This is a genomic window from Micromonospora sp. NPDC023869, assembly GCF_055559695.1.
Map to the genome: position 1 here is coordinate 316,967 of NZ_JBVHKD010000006.1, position 18,475 is coordinate 335,441.

The following is an 18,475-nucleotide window of genomic DNA, read 5'->3' on the forward strand; positions in this document are numbered from 1 at the left end:
TTGTGCAAATCACTGCAGGAGGTGGGTTCCCGATGCCCGAGGAAAACCCAGCTATCCCGACACGACTCGAAAGAGACCTCCACGATCGACGGGAGCGCCAGGCATGCGTTTCAGGGAACGCGAACTAAGTCGCGAACAGCTCATAAGTCTAGTCGAAAGAGTTCTCAGCAAAAGACAAGATGTGCGCCTCATCAACCCCTTGCATTTTTGGGGGCCTCGGCCCAAACACATCCCCGACATTATGTTCGAACAGTTGGATACGGTCTACTCAGTCATCGCTCTTAGCGAAGCGCCGCGCACGAGGTCCAGGTTCAGCGGAACTTTCGACTACCTGGTCGAATTGAGTAAATCGCTACGGAATGTTCGACCGGGAATCAGCAGCAGGCTCGTGATCGCCATACCTGATGCAGTAACTCATCAGTTGCTAGATATCCTCACTGATCTCGACGTCGACATCTGGGACCAAAACTGGTTTAGAGACCAGGCCGCCTTTAGCGGGGACTTGGAGGCGGTAGAAATCCTCCCGCTTTCCGTCGGCCAACTTATCATGAACCTAGAGGCCACTCCCAGAGGCCGTTCAGCCTGGTTGGCATATCAGAAGCTCTGCGGAAGAATCCTAACTTTGGCCTTCTGTCCACCCTTGGAAGATCCGATCATAGAACTATCAAACGCCAGCAAGGCGAATCGCAGAGATTTCATCCTTCCGAACTATGCTGACCACGGATTCTGGAAGTTTATGCGCAATCAGTACAAGGCGGACTATGTTGTCATCGACGCCAAAAATTACGCCGACCCGGTTGACAAGTCCTGCATCCTTCAGGTAGGGAACTACCTGTCGGCCGCTGGCTTGGGGCTATTCGGCATGCTGCTTACGAGAAGCGGAATGAATTCTTCCGCCGAGCAAGTCAGGCGAGATCTGTGGGTGAACGACAGGAAGTTGATTATCGTATTAGACGATGATGATGTGCGGCTGCTGCTCGACATGTGCGCCACCAATAAAGAGCCTTCGGGCCTTGTCAGGCAGAAAATCGAGGACTTCCGCCTAGCTCTGTAGCTTACAGTCTCGCTTCTCTTCCCAAGGACAGTGCTTCTATGCATATCAGGCCCGCCAGCCACCACCTCACCGACGAAGCTCGACTCTTCAATCCGAAGGAACCAGCCTTGACAAGGTGTTTCATCGGCAGACCCAGGAGTGCTATGGGCCACCAGGGTCCGTAGAAATACAGCGCCGCACGGCCTATTGTCACTCAGTTTGGGACTACTGCGCCATACTGCTGTTATTCAGTGCTGCAACCTGCGGCGTGGGCGGAAGAGGCGCTCACTCTTGACCGCTGCGGCACGCCGACGTTCGATCGTCGCCCGGAATCGCGGCTCCTCTTCCTCGGGTAGTTCCCAACTCCTGAGAAGCCACTGGCGGACCTCGGGCACGTACCGCTCAATCGCAGCGAGTGCCTCCTTGGCGCTCGCTGTTGTATCGACGTAGTAATTAAATCCTTTCTCGCTAATTCTCAGATTCAGTTCATGATGCTTGTCAGTTGTATAACCGGATGGCTGCTGAGCCACACCTGTTGGACTGTGACGGGCTGTCTGAACCAGCAGCAGCCCTGCGATAGCGGCGTCAAACTTGTCATGAATAGCTTGGCGGCGCGCCCGCAGAGAGGTCACAGTTGGTGTTAGGAACGCAACCACGATCGCAACTGACGCCGCGATGATGGCCGAACTGATTTGAACCACCGATGAAGTGTCGACTACCCCAGGCACCCTGCACAAGCACCGCTCGGCATACTGCTTCCTTGTCGCCATCCCGCTTTTCGCCGACCCGCCTCACTGGGGAGCGGGCGGCCTCTCGGTCCGCCACGTCAAGCGGGACTTTGACGCGAGGTCGGACGCTAGCGGGTCGGGCAGAGGCCTGCTCGGATCGCCTGGGTCGTCGGCTAGCGGGATGGCCCTACGCAACGACGCCCGACCGTCGAGACGCCGACGTAGCCCCGTCATCCTGGAGTCGTTTGCGCCCCCGACTTGGGCGCAGTAACAGCGACCCGTTCGCCATCCGTAACCCGCCAGGTGGACTCGGCGTTCCCTTCCCTGCGCCACGTCGCTCGGGGCGTGGCTCGGCCGGGGTGCCGGCGACAGACCTTCGCCACTTCACACCCGATTCGTCTGCGGCGGCCCCGGGCTTTCCGCTCTGCGCGCCAGCTCCCCGGTTTGTTGCGTGGCCGAAGTCGGAACGTCAGACACGCGCCGTGGCGGCGGCGCGCGTGCGGCCCGTTCAGGTCCGCCTCGATGGACGTATAGAAGGTTCTCGCACCCCGGCCGGTAGCCGGGCTCCATAAACGTCGTGGGGTCTGCTGCACCGATAGGTGACAGTTTCAGTCACGCGGGCTGACTGGCCGGTGGGGTCATGATCGTCTCGTACTCGACGGGGGTCAACCGGGACAACGACCGCTGTCGTCGGCGGCGGTGGTAGGTGCGTTCGATCCAGGTCACGATCGCGGTCCGGAGTTGCTGTCGGGTGGTCCAGGTCCGGCGGTCGAGGACGTTGTTCTGGAGCAGGCCGAAGAACGACTCCATGGCGGCGTTGTCGCCGGCCGCGCCGACTCTGCCCATCGACCCGATCATCTGGTGTTGGTGCAGGGCGTGGACGAACCTCCTTGATCGAAATTGGGCGCCGCGGTCGGTGTGCAGCACGCAGCCGGCCACGTCACCGCGGCGGGCGGCGGCGTTGTGCAGGGCGTTGACGGCCAGCCTCGATTTCATGCGTGAGTCGATGGAGTAGCCGACGATCCGGTGGGACCACACGTCCTTGATCGCGCAGAGGTAGAGCTTGCCCTCGACGGTGTGGTGTTCGGTGATGTCGGCCAGCCACAGACGGTTTGGGCCGTCGGCGGTGAAGTCCCGCTGGACCAGGTCGTCGTGCACCGGTGGTCCGACCTTGCCGCCCTTGCCCCGACGCTTGCGCTTGCTGAACGCGCTCCACCAGCCCATGCCGGAGCAGATTCTCCAGGCGGTGCGCTCGACCATCGGCTGTCCAGCGGCGCGGGCCTCATCGGCCAGGAACCGGTAGCCGAACTCCGGATCGTCACGGTGGGCGTCGAACAACGCGTTGGCCCGATACGCCGCCACGAGGTCAGCGTCGGTGACACGGCGGGCCAGCCACCGGTAGTAGGGCTGACGAGCGATCTTCAACACCCGGCACGTCACCGCCACGCCGATCCCGTCAGCGGCCAGCTCGCTCACGAGCGGGTAGAACCTTTTCCCGGCAGATGCGCCTGCGACAGATACGCCGCAGCCCGACGCAGGACCTCGTTCTCCTGCTCCAACAACCTGATCCGCTTACGAGCCTCCCGCAACTCCGCTGACTCACCGCTGGTCGTGCCGGACGTGGTCCCCGCGTCGATATCGGCCTGACGCAACCACTTGAACAACGTCATCGGATGGACACCGAAGTCCTTCGCGATCTGCTCGACCGTCACGCCTGGCTCACGGTCACGAGCCACCCGCACGACGTCATCACGGAACTCTCGGGGGTAGGGCTTGGGCACAGCAACATCCTTCCAGCTCACCGTCAGGGCAAGCCATCTCAGATGTCACCTATCGGTGCAGCAGACCCGTGATCGGCCGGCTCAATCGTTGCCGTAGTCCTCCTGCACATAGTCGCTATAGTCTCCTTGACCTGAGAAGTATGTTGGGAGACACGCTGCTTCAATAAGCTCCGTGCCACTTAGAACTAGCCGACAAGTCTCACAACTGAAGTAATCGGAGATCACGGTAAGATCAACCCATACGTCATAGTCGTCTTCGGATAGCCGCTCGGCCCGGATCTCGCTACTCTCGACTGTGTCGCCTTCCAACCAGCCACTTGAGCCACAAGCTGGACAAGCTTCACTTGCACTGTGCCCAAGACTTATGGTCAGGTCGGTTGGGTTCGTGAACTCTTTCGCAATCCTTGCCGGAAGGTTACCCGCTCTGAACTGGGCTAGCCGCTGCTTAGCTCGCCCAATTAGCATCTCGACCCGGTGCTCTAGATTCTTCTTGTTCTGCGCTAGATGGCCCTCAACTATGGGGACGCGGTCGAGTCCAACCAGTTCCTCTAAGGTTTTGTCCTGAGCGTTCACTAAGATCACCGATTGCGCCCAGTACCGGGGCCACCAAGCGGCGGGAGGAATGGGGGAAAAGCTGGCTGCACCCCCATGAAGATACGCATTCCTGGCCCAAGTGATCTGCTGGGCATCTTTTTCACTGAAAGGACGGAACGCCTTGTGACATCGACTATAGAGTGTGTGCGCTTTGACCGATGTAAACCGACCCTCCCCTTCCACGAGACCACTTGCTATTAAGAGATTTGAACCGTCCTCAGTTGGAGATGCGATTAGGAGCGGAGAAACGCGAGCCAAGGCGGCCTTCGCAAGAAGCTCTAACGCTAGAGACGCCCAGAGCGCACGTTCATCGAAAGCCCGGGGTTCGGCGTCATCCATCGCATGGTTAAGGAAGAGCTTCGCCTTCAACCACAGCGCTTCTTCATCGTAATCTGAGGCAGTCATTTCTCTTCCCCGATGCAGAACGCGACTCTACGTAAGACTCTGGCCTCGTCTCCGGGCTCAACAGCAGCCCGACCATGAAGTGTCCTGCGATTGTCAATGATTAGCAAGCGGTCTGCCGATGACCATTCATGACGATACGCGTTCGCTTTGGCCGTGTCTTCAATGAAGTCGACGACCTCCCGGGAGCGCTGATCGGAAGGAGTCATACATCCCGGGTCATACCGCCAACCTCTACCGTGCGAATAAGCAGAGGAAAGGAAGTGCTCCTTGCCATCGCCAACTACGAACAACCCCTCGGTTACGCACGCCGGCCGCCTGATTAACGGATATTCGGGATTACAGTGCTTTGATTCAAGGCACCACAGCATGGTCGGCGTCTTATTAGGCCGTTCAGCCGCCAGGATTACCACGTCTGGCGGACGCCTGAGGTGCGAACCGTCCGTATGTAGAGGCTGAGCATCCATACCATGAATGGCGCTAAGCGAATTCGGATGAGCCTCTCTTCGGCTCGCGGGACGCAGCTCAACTGCCGTCGGTTCACCTTTCCGGGTCGCCACTTCTTGCCAATTAAGCAATTGAGCGCCGAGTCGCACGGACTCAAAGCTCCCGGAAGCAGCCACCCAGCCCCACCTACGGGCTTCCATCCTTAACTTCTTCAAATCCAACGCCACGGCATTGCTCCACTTGTGCAGGGCTGACACCGGCATCACTCATCGATCGCCACTCGAAGGCGGGCGCAGAGAACAACTCTTGCACCGCGCCTTACCACCAAGTGGAGATCCAAGCACACGTCCTTGTCGGCAGCACCCCACCCCCTCTTCCTACAATTTATGCACCTTAGCTATTTTATCAATTTTCAACAATTAGATCACGAGATCTCAACTTACAATAGTTTCTTTCATTGCATAAACAGCCCCTCCCAGAATCCGAGGATTCCAGATAGCGCAGCACCCAACACTCCAGCGACGAGCGCCACCAACAAGTTCCGTCTTGTTTCTCGACTGTATGTACGGCCGTCATGACTATTATGTGCGACGACTCGGGTCGACCCGAGGCTACGGGACAGCATGTAACCCACAAAGATATTGGCAGTTACCGCCACGAACCCCAGTGCAAGAATCACAATTAGGCCAGCAGTCAAATGAGATCGCGCAAGTATTGCGGAGGTGGCGATTACTGCCCCGCCAGCCCCGCCAAGGAAAGTATACGAAGGCCGAGCCACGAAGCCACTCAAATAGCTTCGTCGATCGTTGACGAATCGCTGGATATCTTCGGCCATCCTGCCACCCTCAACGTCAGAGGAGTCCACTCGGACATAAGAGTGATGACGTCCAAGGCGAACGATCACAGGCCGACTCGACTTGAAGTTCATAAGCGATATGTCGTCAAGTTCATGACGGCTTGCTTTCGCTAGATCTTGAATGCTGTCGGCTTCCGCCTCGCCTGCCCGAATAACTAGGCTCCCCTCCCAGCGACCTAGCGAGTCGCTCTCGGAAGGCTCTAGATCGCTGACTGCTCGCCATATTTCTTCCACGTCATCCAGATAAAGGCGAGCCGGTCCAAGCCGCAAGATTCGTTCGGTCCTGCCGCGGCGGACGTTCCTTCTGAGTGGACTCATCGCCTGGTTAACCCCCCGCAACAAAGCCGATGCCCACAGTGGCACGTTAGGTGACGCAGGCTACACCTAACGTCCGACGCCTGATGCCACCCGCCTACGGCAGACCCGCCCCTGCTGGGGAGCAGGCCCCCGCCCGGCCCGCGACCTCAAGCCACCCCGGACCGCGACCCGCCGACCGAGCCCCGGCCATCCTGGAGTCGTTGCGCCCTACCGGAGGCGCAGTAGCCGCGACCAGTTCGCCACCCGTAACCTGCCGCGCGGACCCCGGCTTGCCCTTCCCTGCGCCACGTCGCGCCGACCCGGCACGGCCGGCTGCCAGCGACAAACCGCCACCTTCCCGGCCACGCCGGTCACCCTGGCAACCGTCCGCCGACGACGCGGCAAGTCATGTCCAAGCGACGAAGCCCGCCGGTTCCTCGAATCTTTCCACGCCGACGCCGACCTGCTCTACGCCCCGTCCGTCTGACACGCCACGCCACACCCCCCTTCCTCCCGCAAATGAAAACCGTTACCATTGCCATCGCCTGTTGCCGAGTGGGGAGGCGCCGATGGCGCACGTGTTGTTGGTGGAGAGCTGGGTCGGGGCGATGAGCCACCTCCTGCCGCGAGCGGTGTTGGAGGCCGGGCACCGGTTCTCGTTCCTGACCCGGGACCTGCACCATTACCTGCGCGGTGCGCCGCCCGGCGGCACACATTCGCTGCTGGCCGCGCAGAACGTGTTGACCGTCGACACCAACGACGTACCCGCGCTGTTGGAGCAGGCCGGGCGGCTGCACGCGGCGTTGCGCTTCGACGGCGTACTCACCTCGTGCGACTACTACCTGGACACGGTCGCGCAGGTGGCCGCGCACCTCGGGCTGCCCGGTGCGGACCCGGTGGCGGTGCGGCGGGCGTACCGCAAGGATCTGGCCCGCACGGCGATGGCCCGCGCCGGTGTGCCGCAACCCAGGTTCGCGCTCGCGGACGGCTGGGCGGCCACCGCGCAGGCCGCGCGCGAGCTGGGGTATCCGCTGGTGCTGAAGCCGGTGGACCTGTGCGCCGGCATGTACGTGCGGCAGGTGGCGGACCCGGCCGAGCTGCGCGCCGCGTTCGACGCCCTCGCCGCGTTCCCGGTGAATGCCCGGCGGCAGCCGAGGGTGCCGGTGGTGCTGCTGGAGGAGCTGCTGACCGGCCCGGAGGTGAGCGTGGAGACGGTCACCGTCGACGGTGTGACCACGGTCGTCGGGATCACCGACAAGAGTCTCGGCGGTGCCTCCGGCTTCGTCGAGACCGGTCACATGTTCCCGGCGGTGCTGGACCCGGCGACCCGTGAGCGGATCGGCGAGGTGGCGGTGGCCGCCCTGGAGGCGGTCGGGTTGGACCGCGCGGTCGGGCACACCGAGCTGCGGCTGACGCCTACCGGGCCGCGCGTGGTGGAGGTCAACCCCCGGCCCGCCGGCAACCAGATCACCGAGCTGGTGCGCCGGGTCACCGGCGTGGATCTTCCGATGGTGTACGCGCAGCTCGCGCTCGGCGAACACCCGGACCTCACCCCGGCCGACACCGGCGTACGCAGTGCCGCGATCGCGTTCGTGCTGCCGCCGCGACCCGGTTCCGTGGCGCGGATCGACGGCACCGTGGCCTGGTCGACGGATCCTCGGGTGGTCGACTGGTCGGTGAAGCCGGACGGTCACCGGGCCGGGGACGCCAGCAGCAACAACGACTACCTGGGGCACGTGATGGTGGTCGACACCGCCGGTGCCGGTGCGCGGACGGTCGCCGACCGGCTCGCCGGGCAGGCCCGGGTCGGGTACCTCGACGAGAGCGTTCCGGCCGGTGCCGACGCCCGGGTCGGGGTCGGGGCGTGACCGCCACCTCGCCGGCCCGTCCGGCGTTCCGGTCGATGTCGGAGCTGGTGGAGGCGGTGCGCGCGGGACGGCTCGGGGCCGATCCGGCGCGGGCCACGGTCAGCGTTGGGTTCGTCACCCGGCAGGGTGTGCGGCACGCCTCGCGGGCGCACGGCTACCGCAACCACGTGCTGAGTCTGCGGGTCGACGCGGCGGTCGGGTCGTGCGCGATCGAGCCGGGTGCGCTGCCCGACGAGACCGCGTACGACTGTGTCGGCGCGTCCGTGGCGGAGCTGCTCACCCACCCGCTGCTGCCGGTGCGGGTGGCCGCGCTGGACGCCTACCTGATGTCGGTGCGTCCGCACGCCGAGGCGGCGGACGCGACGGTCAGCGTGCCCGGTGGCGGGTCGCTGGCGAAGTCGCGGGCGCGGGCCGAGGCGGTGGTGGACCTGCTGCCCGCCAGCAGCCGCACGGTGCTGGTCGTCGGGGTGGTCAACTCCCTGTTGGAACGGCTGCGGGCGACCGGCCGTCGGTATCTGCCGTGCGACCTGGCCGGGGGCCGCACCGAGTGGGACGAGCCGCACCTGCCCGACGCGACGGCGGTGCTGGACCGCTGCGACGCGATCCTGGCCTCCGGCATGACCCTCGGCAACGACACGTTCGCGCCGCTGCTGGCGCACGCCGCCGCCGAGCGGAAACCGTTCGTGGCGTTCGCGCAGACCGGCAGCGCGGTGCTGCCGTGGTTCCTGGGTGCCGGGCTGACCGCCGTGTCGGCCGAGCCGTACCCGTTCTTCTGGCTCGACGGCGGGCCGACGACCCTCTACCGCTACGGGGTGTCCGGATGAACGCGCCGCAACTGTTGAACCTGGTCGGACACACCCCGCTGGTGTACGTCGACGCGCCGCTGCCGCACCCGCACGGCGGCTTCTGGGCGAAGGTCGAGTGTGCCGCGCCGGGTGGCATGAAGGCCCGCGCGGCGGTCACCATGCTGGCCGGTGCGCGGCGTCGGGGCGAGTTGCGTGACGGCGCGCCGGTGGTGGAGTCGACGAGCGGCACGCTGGGGATCGGACTGGCCTTCGCCGGGCACGCCTTCGGGCACCCGGTGGTGCTGGTGGTGGACCGCGAGTTGGAGCCGTCGATGCGGGCGCTGCTGCGCGCGTACGGGGCCCGGTTGGAGGTGGTCGACCGGCCGCATCCGACCGGCGGGTGGCAGCAGGCCCGGCGGGACCGGTTGACCGAACTGCTGGCGGCGCTGCCGGGGGCGTACTGGCCGGATCAATACCACAACCCCGACAACGTGGCCGGGTACGCGAGCCTCGGTGACGAGATCGCCACCCAGGTCGACGCGGTGGACGTGCTGGTGTGCAGTGTGGGCACCGGTGGGCACAGCGCCGGGCTGGCGCGGGCGTTGCGGCGGTCCTGGCCCGACCTGCGGCTGATCGGCGTGGACACGGTCGGGTCGAGGATCTTCGGTCAGCCGGCCCGTCCCCGGCTGATGCGCGGCCTGGGCAGCAGCATCCATCCGGACAACGTGGACTATCCGGCCTTCGACGAGGTGCACTGGGTCGGTCCGGCGGAGGCGGTGGACACCTGCCGGCGGTTGGCGCGGACCGGCTTCGTCACCGGGGGGTGGAGCACCGGGGCGGTGGCCCGGGTCGCCGCCTGGGCCGCCCGGACCCGGCCGGACGCCCGGGTGGTGACGGTCTTCCCGGACGGCCCGCACCGCTATCTCGACAGCATCTTCGACGACGGCTGGTGTGCTCGGAACGGGCTGCTCGACTCCGGACACGGGTACCCGGTGGAGATCCCGCACCCCGGCGCGGTGGAGGTCACCCGGTGGAGCCGGTGCCGGACGGTGACCGATCCGGTGCCCGGCCGGGGGCGGGTGCCGGCATGAGGCTGACCTGGCAGGCGTACCCGCTGGTGCTGCGGGAGCCGCTGCGCATCTCCCGGTCGGTGATGGTCCGTCGGGGGGCGGTGCGCCTCACCGTCACACACGACGGTGTCACCGGGCACGGCGAGGTCGTCACCAGCCACTATCTCGGACTCGACCGGGCGGCGATCGAGGCGTGCTGCGCCGGGTGGGCGGAGCGGGTGGCCGGCTGCCCGGACCCGGAGACGCTCCGGGCCGACCTGGGCTCGTATCCGGGGCCGCCGGGGGTGCGCGGGGCGCTCGACGCGGCCGTGCACGACCTGCTCGGGCACGCCCGGGGCGTACCCGTGCACCGGCTGGTGGGGGCGCCGCAGCCGACGCCGGTGGCGACCGCGTACACCATCGGGCTGGTGCCGGTGCCGGAGGCGGCGGCGACCGCCCGACGCCTGGTCGCCGCCGGGTTCTCGGTGCTCAAGGTGAAGGCCGGCGACGCGGACGACCTGGCCCGGGTGGCGGCGGTCCGCGCCGCCGCGCCGGACGCCCGGCTGCTGCTCGACCCCAACGGCGGCTGGTCCGCCGAGCAGGCCGTACGACAGCTCGACGCGCTCGCGCCGCACCGGCTGGACGCGGTGGAACAGCCCATCCCGCCGGGTCGCCCCGACCTGCTGGCCTGGGTGGGTGCCCGCAGCGGCACGCCCGTCGTCGCCGACGAGGACGCCGCCGGTCCGGCCGACCTGGACCGGCTGGCGGGCGCGGTCGCCGGGGTGAACGTGAAGCTGGCCCGGTGCGGCGGCATCACCGCCGCCGGGGACATGATCGAGGCGGCCCGGCAACGGGACCTGGACGTGATGCTCGGCTGCCTGGTGGCCAGCTCGCTCGGCATCGCCCCGGCGGTGCACCTGGCCGGTCTGGCCCGCTGGGTGGACCTGGACGGCCACCTGCTGCTCGCCGACGACCCGTGGACCGGCCTCGGTGGCCGGGACGGTGTGCTGCGCCTGTCGGGGGCGGCCGGGCTCGGCGTGGCACCGGCGGCGGAGGCACCCCGGTGAGGGCCACCTGGGCGTCGTGGCGCGGCTTCCCGGTGCCGATCCGGCTGCTGGTGGTCAACCAGCTCGGCGTCAACGTCGGCTTCTACATGCTGCTGCCCTTCCTGGCCGGCTATCTCACCGACCAGATCGGGCTCTCGGCCGCCCTGGTCGGCCTGGTCCTCGGGGTGCGCAACCTGAGCCAACAGGGACTGTTCCTGCTCGGTGGTTCGGCGGCGGACCGGCTCGGCGCGCGCGGGGTGATCATCGCCGGGTGCGGGCTGCGGGCGGTCGGCTTCGCGGTGTTCGCGGTCGGCGGGTCGCTGGCGGCGCTGCTGGTCGCCTCGGTGCTGACCGGTCTGGCCGGTGCCCTGTTCAACCCGGCCGTCCGCGCCTATCTGGCCCAGGCCGCCCCGGACCGGCGGGCCGAGGCGTTCGCCCTGTTCAACGTGTTCGCCAGCGCGGGGGCGTTGATCGGGCCGCTGGTCGGCAGCGCGCTGCTGCTGGTGGACTTCCGGGCGGCGGCGACCGGGGCCGCGCTGGTGTTCGCCGCGTTGACCGTGGCGCAGGCGCTGGTGCTGCCGGCCCAGCCGGTGACGGCCAGCGGGCAGAGCGTCGGCCGGGACTGGCGGGAGTCGCTGACCGACGGCCGGTTCCTGGCGTTCACGGTGGCGTTGAGCGCGCTCTTTGCGTTGCAGACCCAGCTCTATCTGGTGCTGCCGGTGCAGGCGGAGGCGGTCACCGGCACGCCGCTGGCGGTCGCCGCACTCTTCGTCGTCTCCACCGTGGTCACCGTGGCGGGGCAGGTCCGCATCACCGCGCGGCTGCGTCGCCGCGTCGAGCGGGGCACCGCGATCGCCGCCGGGATGGCGGTGACCGGCGCCGGCTTCCTGGTGCCGCTGCTGCCGCTGGGCGGTCCCCCGGCGGTACGCGTCCTGCCGGTGCTCGTCACCACGCTGGCGCTGGCGGTGGGGGTGATGGTGGCGCAGCCGTTCGTGCTGGAACTGCTGCCCGGATTCGCCCGCACCGGACTGACCGGCACCTACTTCGGCGTCTTCTATCTCGCCTCGGGCGTGGTCGCGGCGCTCGCCACCACCGCCGTCGGAGGGCTCATGCAGACCGGGTCAGGCGGCGTGGCCGAGCGGGTCCCGGCCGGGGCGTGGCTGCTCTGCGCCGCCCTCGGACTGGCCTCGGCCGCGGCGGTGCGGGTGCTGCACCGCCGGAACCTGCTCGGCCCCCGACCGGCCGCCGACACCACACCGGACACCGTCCCGGGCGACGCGCGGATGCCCGCCGTCACCCCTCGCCGCCCCGGCGCGGCCTGAACACCGCAACACCTTCGAGAGGAACCCCCATGTCGATCCACCTGTCCCGCCGTACGCTGCTCGGCGGCGGGGCCGCCCTGGCCACCGCCCTGCTCACCGGCTGCGGCGGCGACTCCACCGGCGGCCCCGGTGCCGGTGACACCCCGAGGCGGGGCGGCCGGTTGCGGGTCGCGTTCGCCGGTGGCGGTGCCACCGAGACGCTCGACCCGCACCTGGCGAACCTGTTCAACGAGGCGTCGCGAGCCAAGGCCATCTTCGACAAGCTGGCCGACTACGGCCCCGACGTGTCGATCCAGCCCCGGCTGGCGCTGAGCTGGGAACCGAACGCGGACCTGACCCGCTGGCGGGTGGCGTTGCGCGAGGCCACCTTCCACGACGGTCGGCCGGTCCGCGCCGCCGACGTGCTGGCCAGCTACGCCCGCATCGTCGACCCGGACCGGGCGTTCCGGGCCCGCGCCAGCCTCGCCCTGATCGACCTGCGGGCCAGCCGGGCGGTGGACGACCGCACCGTCGAGTTCGCCCTGAACCGGCCGTTCGCCGAGTTCGGCAACGTCCTCGCCGCGTTCGGCGCGTACATCGTGCCGGAGGGCACCGAGTCGTTCGACCGGCCGATCGGCTCCGGCCCGTTCACCGTCAGCAGCTTTACCCCCGGCCGCTCGCTGCTGCTGGCCCGCTACCCGGATTACTGGGAGGGTGCCGCGCACCTCGACGAGCTGGAGTACGTGATCGCCAACGAGGAGTCGGCCCGGATCAACGCGCTCCTCGGCGGGCAGGTCGACTACGCGCACGACGTCAGCCCGACCACCGCGCGGACGCACACCGGCAACGACCGGGTCGCCATCACCCGGATGCCGAACAGCAACCTGCTCGGCTTCACGATGAAGGTGGACCGTCCCCCGTTCGACAACCGGGACCTGCGCGAGGCGATGTTCCTGCTCACCGACCGCGAGCAGCTCGTCGAGACGGTGCTCTCCGGCACCGGGCAGGTCGGCAACGACCTGTTCGGCAAGGGCTTCCAGTACTACGCCGACGACATCCCGCAGCGCACCCGCGACCTCGACCGGGCCCGCGCGCTGGTGGACCGGGCCGGTGCGCGCGGGCTGCGCATCCCGCTGGACACCGCGCCGGTCGCCGCCGGTTTCGTCGAGGCCGCCAGCGTCTTCGCCGACCAGGCCCGTCAGGTCGGGCTCACCGTCGAGCCGGTGCAGCGCAACAAGGACACCTACTGGCGGGACGTGCTCGACGGCGGCGTGATGGCCACCTTCCGCAGCGGCGCCATGCCGATCGAGACGCACATCTCGCAGCGGCTGCTGACCACCTCCACCACGAACGCCACCCGCTGGACGCGGCCCGAGTTCGACGCGCTCTACGGCACCGCCGTCTCCACCCCCGACGAGGCGGGTCGCCGCCGCGCGTACGGGGACATGCAGCGGATGCTGCACGCCGAGGGCGGGCTGCTGGTGTGGGGGTTCGCCGACTTCCTGGTGGCCACCAGCCCCCAGGTGCGCGGGGTGTCCGCCGAGGCGCCCGCGAACACCCTGGACTGGGCCCGCTTCGACAAGGTGTGGCTGGCTTGAGTCTGACCCGCTACACCGTGCAGCGGCTGCTGCTCGGCGTCGGGCAGGTCGCCGGCATCACCACCGTCGTGTTCGTCCTCACCGAGGCGCTGCCCGGGGACGCGGCCGTGGTGATCGCCGGTGACCATCCCGACCCGGAGCGGATCGCGCTGATCCGCGCGCAGCTCGACCTCGACCAGCCGGCCTGGTGGCGCTTCCTGGACTGGCTGGTCGGGCTGCTGCACGGCGACCTCGGTGCCTCGCTGATCTCGCAGCGGCCGGTGCTGGACCTGATCGTCGGCGGGGCCGCCGCGACCCTGCTGCTCGCGGTCGCCACGCTGGTCCTGCTGGTGCCGCTCGCCGTCGGGCTCGGCATGCTCGCCGCCCGACGCGAGGGAGGCCGGCTCGACCGGACACTCACCACCCTCGCGGTCGGACTGTACGCGGTACCCGAGTTCGCCCTGGCCATCCTGTTGGTGGCGGTCTTCGGCGTCCGGCTGGGCTGGTTCCCGCCCACCGCCGTCGGCGCCGACCTGCTCGCCCAGCCGGGGGTGCTGGTGCTGCCGCTGCTGGTGCTGCTGGCCCGGCCGATCTGCTCGATCAGCCGGCTGACCCGCGCCGGCATGGTGGACGCCCTGCGCGCGGAGTACGTCCAGCACGCCCGACGTCTCGGTCTCTCCACCCGGCGGCGCTGGCTGGCGCACGCGCTGCCGACCGCCGCCGCGCCGGTCGTGCAGCAGGTCGCCCGCACCACCGACTGGCTGCTCGGCGGCGTCATCGTGGTCGAGGCGGTCTTCGTCATCCCCGGGCTGGGCACCGCCCTGGTCGACGCGGTCGCCGCCCGGGACGTACCCACCATCCAGGGGCTCTGTGTGGTCGTGGCGGTCACCACCGTGCTGGTCAACCTGGTCGCGGACCTGGTGGCGTTCCGGCTCGCCCCGCGTACGGTCGGTGTCCGGTGACGGCCCGACGGCGGAGACCCCGGACGGTCGTCGGGATCGTGCTGCTGGCCGTGCCGCTGCTGCTCGCGGTCGCCGGACCGGTGCTGGTCACCGAGTCCGACGCGCGGACCCGACCGTTCGACGGCGCGGGTCTGCTCGGCACCGACTTCGTCGGCCGGGACGTGGTCGCGCAGGTGCTGCTCGGCGGGTGGTCCGTCGTCGCGGTCGCGGTCGCCGCCACCGCCCTGGCCTATCTGCTGGGCGTGCCGCTCGGCCTGGTCGCCGCCCTCACCCGGCACCGTCGACTGGACGAGGCGCTGATGCGCCCGCTGGACCTGCTGCTCGCCATCCCGTCGTTGCTGCTGCTCATCCTGCTGGCCGCCACCGCGCCACGCGGGCCGCTGACCCTGGTGGTGATCGTCGCGATCGTCACCCTGCCGGAGGTCGCGCGGATCACCCGCGCCGCCGCGTTGCCGCTGGCCCACGGCACCGTGATGGAGGCGATGCGGCTCTACCGGGAGACCTGGTGGCGGCGGGCGGTGGGCTACGTCGCGCGGGGCATCCGCCGGTTACTGCTCGCCGACGGCGGGGTGCGGTTCATCGGCGCGGTCTATCTCGTCGCGACGGCCAGCTTCCTCGGCATCGGGGTCGCCCCGGACGCCGCCGACTGGGCGGTCATGGTCGACCGCAACCGGGGCGGGATCTTCCTGCAACCGTGGGCGGTCGTCGTACCCGCCGCGCTGCTCGTCGCGCTCGCCGTCGGCGTCAACCTGGTCACCGACGCGTTGTTGACCGGCCGGGAGCCGGTGGCGGAGCCGGACGGCGCGCGTGTCCGGGAGGAGGTCCGATGATCCGGGTCGACGGGCTGGGTGCCGTCGCCGACGGACACCGGCTGCTGCGGGAGGTGTCGTTCACGGTGCCGGCCGGTGGGGTGCTCGCCGTCGTCGGTCCGTCCGGCAGCGGCAAGTCCACCCTCGGGCGGGCCCTGCTCGGCGAGGTCGGTCCCGGCGTACGCCTCACCGGCCGGGTCGAGATCGACGGTCGGGTGGTCGGCCCCGGAACACCGGCACCCGGTGGGCTCGTCGGGTACGTCCCGCAGCAGCCCTCGGCCGCGCTCACCCCGGTACGCCGCATCGGCCCCGTGCTGCACGAGATCGCCCGTCGGCACAGTCCGGTCTTCGGTCGCCGGGCCCGCCGCGCGGCCGCCCGGGAGGCGGTCCGGGCGGTGCTGACCCGGGTGGGGCTGCCCGCCGACGCCGACACGCTGCGGCGCTATCCGCACCAGCTCTCCGGCGGACAGCAGCAACGGCTGGTGATCGGGCACGCCCTGCTGGCCGGGGCCCGCGTCCTGGTCGCCGACGAGCCGACCACCGGGCAGGACGGCCTACACCGCCGCGAGGTGGCCGCCGAACTGCACCGCCTGGCCGCCACCGGGGTCACCGTCGTCCTGCTCAGCCACGACCTGCACTTGGTCCGCGCGATCGCCGACGACGCGATCGTCCTGGACCGGGGCGTGGTCGTCGCCGCTGGTCCGTCGCACACGGTCATCGCGGAGCCCACCCGATCCGCTCCGGCAACCCGTCCCGTCGCCGGGTCCCCACCGGTCGAGGCGCTGCTGCGGGCCGAGGAACTGACCACCACCGCGTTGCTGCGGGCCGAGGGCCTGACCGCCGCGCACCGGGGCGCCACCGTCCTGCACGGCGTCGACGTGACGCTGGGCGACGCGCAGTGCCTCGCGCTGATCGGTTGCTCCGGCAGCGGGAAGACCACCCTCGCCCGCTGTCTGGCCGGGCTGCACCAGCCGGACACCGGCACCGTCACCCTCGACGGCCGCCGGCTGGCCGCCTCCCTGGACCGACGGGACCCGGCCGACCTCGCCGCCGTGCAGTACGTCTTCCAGGACCCCCGGGCCAGCTTCCACCCGTACGCGCCGGTGCTGGCGCAGGTGACGCGGCCCGCCGTACGGCTGGGGAGGCAGGGACCCGCCGACGTGCTGCCGAAGGCGCGTGCGCTGCTCGATCAGGTCGGCCTCGACCGTGACCTGGTCACCCGTCGGCCGGACCGGCTCTCCGGGGGCGAACTGCAACGCGCCGCCCTGGTGCGGGCCCTGCTGACCCGGCCGCGCCTGCTCGTCTGCGACGAGATCACCTCCGGGCTGGACGGCGTCAACCGGGACCGGATCCTCACCCTGCTGGACGAGCTGCGACAGGCGCACCGCCTGGCGTTGCTGGTCATCACGCACGACCCGGAGGTCGTCGTCCGGCTCGCCGACCGGGTGGTCGTGCTCGACCACGGTCGGGTCGTCGAGCACGGGCCGGTTGCCGAGTTGCCCGCCGGTGCCCGGTCGCCGCTGACCCGCGCGCTACTGGATCCGACGATCGCGCTACCCGCAACCACACCCGACACCGAGGAGATGAGCAGGACATGACCGACGAGACGACCGGACCGTACGACATCCGCACCGCAGGGCCGCAGCACCTCGACGGTGCCCGCAGCGTCATGCTCGACACCTTCTACCAGGTCTTCGGGTACGGCTACCAGCCGCGCTGGCACGCCGACGTCATCGACCTGGCCGACACCTACCTACGCCCGGAGCAGCACGCCCTGTTCGTCGCCACCAAGGGCGACGAGGTGGTCGCCACCACCGCCGTCCGCGCCGCCGCGCCGAACAGCCCGCCGCATCCGCGCTGGCTGGCGGAGCGCTACCCGGCGGCGAGCACGGCGCAGCTCTTCCGGGTGTACGTGCGTCCCGAGCACCGGCGCAACGGGCTCGCCCGGGCCCTCGTGCGGCGTGCCGTAGCGTTCGCCGCCGGACAACCCGACTACCGGGTGGTCTATCTGCACACCGACACCCGGGTGCCCGGCGCGGAGGCGTTCTGGCGTGGGGTGGCCGACCTGGTGCACGATCCGCGCGACGGTGATCCCCATGCCTCCCCCACCGTCCACTTCGAGATCCTGCTCCCCGGCCGCAGACCGGTGCACGGGGACCAGATCGCCGCCGATTCGGCACGGTCGGGGGCTTCCCCAAGGGCCACCTCCGTTCGATAGCATCGAACACGGGTGTCGGACGGGTTCCGGCCAGCGCGACAGGAGGTCCCCATGCGGTCCACCGGCAGTCATCCGGTCCCGGAGCAGGCCCGCCCCGACCACGGGAGCAACGGCCACACCCCGGCCGACCTGGTCGGAGCCCGGATCCGCCAGTACCGCAAGGAACGCGGGCTGACCCTGCGCGGCCTCGCGTCCCGCTCCGGGCTGTCGATCGGCTTCCTGTCCCAGGTCGAGCGCGGCATCTCGTCGATCGGGCTGACCGCGCTCGGCAGCGTGGCCAAGGCGCTGGACCGGACGGTGGGTGACTTCTTCGACGCCAGCACCGCGCCGGTCGGGGGCACCGTCACCACACTGCCCCACCACTTCTCGCTGACCAGGGCGGAGACCACCGCCACGCAGTACGTCTCCGGCCAGCAGACCTATCGGATGCTCTCCGAGCGCGGGCCGGACCTGCTGCTCGAACCGATGCTGGTGCACATCGCCCCCGGCGGCCGGCGGGAGAACGCGTACGGCCACGCGGGCGAGGAGTTCGCCTACGTCATCTCCGGCGAGCTGCTCTACGAGGTCAACGGCGTCGAGCACCGGCTGCATCCGGGCGACAGCGTGCACCTGCGCTCCACGGTGCCGCACGCGATGTACAACGACACCGACGCGGTGACCACCGTGGTCTCGGTCGTCACGCCCCGACTGTTCTGACGGCGACCCCGGCTTGTTCACTGTGA

General features: G+C 68.9%; 16 protein-coding genes. 12 read left to right on the plus strand and 4 right to left on the minus strand.

Annotated elements, in window-relative coordinates; all coding sequences use genetic code 11:
* The first annotated feature begins 103 nt into the window (after positions 1 to 103).
* Positions 104 to 1,054, plus strand: coding sequence for a hypothetical protein (locus ACZ31C_RS19305; RefSeq protein WP_465796457.1), 951 nt, complete (start codon positions 104 to 106; stop codon positions 1,052 to 1,054).
* Positions 1,055 to 1,281: 227 nt separating this feature from the next.
* Here ACZ31C_RS19305 and ACZ31C_RS19310 read toward each other — a convergent pair whose 3' ends face one another.
* The 4 genes from ACZ31C_RS19310 to ACZ31C_RS19325 form a co-directional block, all read right to left on the minus strand.
* Positions 1,282 to 1,734 carry a hypothetical protein gene (locus ACZ31C_RS19310; RefSeq protein WP_465796458.1) on the minus strand — a complete coding sequence of 151 codons (453 nt, stop codon included), beginning with the start codon at positions 1,732 to 1,734 and terminating at the stop codon, positions 1,282 to 1,284.
* A 639-nt stretch (positions 1,735 to 2,373) separates the two neighbouring features.
* A protein-coding gene (locus tag ACZ31C_RS19315) for an IS3 family transposase (RefSeq protein ID WP_465796459.1) occupies positions 2,374 to 3,542 on the minus strand; the annotation gives its coding sequence in 2 pieces (ribosomal slippage) (positions 2,374 to 3,255 and positions 3,258 to 3,542; 1,167 coding nt in all).
* Between the two features lie 81 nt (positions 3,543 to 3,623).
* Complete coding sequence (locus ACZ31C_RS19320; protein ID WP_465796460.1) at positions 3,624 to 4,541, minus strand: hypothetical protein; 918 nt, start codon at positions 4,539 to 4,541, stop codon at positions 3,624 to 3,626.
* A complete protein-coding gene (locus ACZ31C_RS19325) occupies positions 4,538 to 5,248 on the minus strand; it encodes a TauD/TfdA family dioxygenase (RefSeq protein ID WP_465796461.1) in 711 nt (236 codons plus the stop codon). The genes ACZ31C_RS19320 and ACZ31C_RS19325 overlap by 4 nt, the downstream gene beginning before the upstream one ends.
* A 1,459-nt stretch (positions 5,249 to 6,707) precedes the next feature.
* Here ACZ31C_RS19325 and ACZ31C_RS19330 point away from each other — a divergent pair.
* The 11 genes from ACZ31C_RS19330 to ACZ31C_RS19380 are packed head-to-tail and all read left to right on the plus strand — an operon-like array spanning position 6,708 to position 18,449.
* Positions 6,708 to 8,006, plus strand: a complete 1,299-nt coding sequence (locus ACZ31C_RS19330; protein ID WP_465796462.1) for an ATP-grasp domain-containing protein — start codon at positions 6,708 to 6,710, stop codon at positions 8,004 to 8,006.
* Positions 8,003 to 8,830 (plus strand): Rossmann-like domain-containing protein, encoded by an 828-nt coding sequence (locus ACZ31C_RS19335; RefSeq protein WP_465796463.1) that lies wholly within the window; start codon positions 8,003 to 8,005, stop codon positions 8,828 to 8,830. Before ACZ31C_RS19330 ends, ACZ31C_RS19335 begins: the two co-directional genes overlap by 4 nt.
* Positions 8,827 to 9,882: a PLP-dependent cysteine synthase family protein gene (locus tag ACZ31C_RS19340; RefSeq protein WP_465796464.1), complete on the plus strand. Its 1,056-nt coding sequence runs from the start codon at positions 8,827 to 8,829 to the stop codon at positions 9,880 to 9,882. The genes ACZ31C_RS19335 and ACZ31C_RS19340 overlap by 4 nt, the downstream gene beginning before the upstream one ends.
* Positions 9,879 to 10,907: a dipeptide epimerase gene (locus ACZ31C_RS19345; protein ID WP_465796465.1), complete on the plus strand. Its 1,029-nt coding sequence runs from the start codon at positions 9,879 to 9,881 to the stop codon at positions 10,905 to 10,907. Before ACZ31C_RS19340 ends, ACZ31C_RS19345 begins: the two co-directional genes overlap by 4 nt.
* Entirely contained in the window at positions 10,904 to 12,208 is a 1,305-nt protein-coding gene (locus tag ACZ31C_RS19350) for an MFS transporter (RefSeq protein ID WP_465796466.1), read from the plus strand. Before ACZ31C_RS19345 ends, ACZ31C_RS19350 begins: the two co-directional genes overlap by 4 nt.
* Positions 12,209 to 12,237: 29 nt before the next feature.
* Positions 12,238 to 13,785 (plus strand): ABC transporter substrate-binding protein, encoded by a 1,548-nt coding sequence (locus tag ACZ31C_RS19355; RefSeq protein WP_465796467.1) that lies wholly within the window; start codon positions 12,238 to 12,240, stop codon positions 13,783 to 13,785.
* Complete coding sequence (locus tag ACZ31C_RS19360) at positions 13,782 to 14,726, plus strand: ABC transporter permease (protein ID WP_465796468.1); 945 nt, start codon at positions 13,782 to 13,784, stop codon at positions 14,724 to 14,726. Before ACZ31C_RS19355 ends, ACZ31C_RS19360 begins: the two co-directional genes overlap by 4 nt.
* Positions 14,723 to 15,556 carry an ABC transporter permease subunit gene (locus tag ACZ31C_RS19365; protein ID WP_465796469.1) on the plus strand — a complete coding sequence of 278 codons (834 nt, stop codon included), beginning with the start codon at positions 14,723 to 14,725 and terminating at the stop codon, positions 15,554 to 15,556. The genes ACZ31C_RS19360 and ACZ31C_RS19365 overlap by 4 nt, the downstream gene beginning before the upstream one ends.
* The gene (locus ACZ31C_RS19370; RefSeq protein WP_465796470.1) at positions 15,553 to 17,133 is read left to right on the plus strand and encodes an ABC transporter ATP-binding protein; all 1,581 of its coding nucleotides are present in this window, start codon (positions 15,553 to 15,555) and stop codon (positions 17,131 to 17,133) included. The genes ACZ31C_RS19365 and ACZ31C_RS19370 overlap by 4 nt, the downstream gene beginning before the upstream one ends.
* Positions 17,130 to 17,753: a GNAT family N-acetyltransferase gene (locus ACZ31C_RS19375; protein ID WP_465796471.1), complete on the plus strand. Its 624-nt coding sequence runs from the start codon at positions 17,130 to 17,132 to the stop codon at positions 17,751 to 17,753. The genes ACZ31C_RS19370 and ACZ31C_RS19375 overlap by 4 nt, the downstream gene beginning before the upstream one ends.
* Positions 17,754 to 17,804: 51 nt before the next feature.
* Entirely contained in the window at positions 17,805 to 18,449 is a 645-nt protein-coding gene (locus tag ACZ31C_RS19380) for a helix-turn-helix domain-containing protein (protein ID WP_465796472.1), read from the plus strand.
* Positions 18,450 to 18,475 lie beyond the last annotated feature (26 nt).

What these genes read in the sequence shown, in the direction of transcription:
- ACZ31C_RS19320 (WP_465796460.1), bottom strand. Translation starts at nt 4,541, where the DNA reads ATGACTGCCTCAGATTACGATGAAGAAGCGCTGTGGTTGAAGGCGAAG.
- ACZ31C_RS19340 (WP_465796464.1), top strand. Translation starts at nt 8,827, where the DNA reads ATGAACGCGCCGCAACTGTTGAACCTGGTCGGACACACCCCGCTGGTG.
- ACZ31C_RS19305 (WP_465796457.1), top strand. Translation starts at nt 104, where the DNA reads ATGCGTTTCAGGGAACGCGAACTAAGTCGCGAACAGCTCATAAGTCTA.
- ACZ31C_RS19370 (WP_465796470.1), top strand. Translation starts at nt 15,553, where the DNA reads ATGATCCGGGTCGACGGGCTGGGTGCCGTCGCCGACGGACACCGGCTG.
- ACZ31C_RS19355 (WP_465796467.1), top strand. Translation starts at nt 12,238, where the DNA reads ATGTCGATCCACCTGTCCCGCCGTACGCTGCTCGGCGGCGGGGCCGCC.
- ACZ31C_RS19325 (WP_465796461.1), bottom strand. Translation starts at nt 5,248, where the DNA reads ATGCCGGTGTCAGCCCTGCACAAGTGGAGCAATGCCGTGGCGTTGGAT.
- ACZ31C_RS19375 (WP_465796471.1), top strand. Translation starts at nt 17,130, where the DNA reads ATGACCGACGAGACGACCGGACCGTACGACATCCGCACCGCAGGGCCG.
- ACZ31C_RS19345 (WP_465796465.1), top strand. Translation starts at nt 9,879, where the DNA reads ATGAGGCTGACCTGGCAGGCGTACCCGCTGGTGCTGCGGGAGCCGCTG.
- ACZ31C_RS19330 (WP_465796462.1), top strand. Translation starts at nt 6,708, where the DNA reads ATGGCGCACGTGTTGTTGGTGGAGAGCTGGGTCGGGGCGATGAGCCAC.
- ACZ31C_RS19380 (WP_465796472.1), top strand. Translation starts at nt 17,805, where the DNA reads ATGCGGTCCACCGGCAGTCATCCGGTCCCGGAGCAGGCCCGCCCCGAC.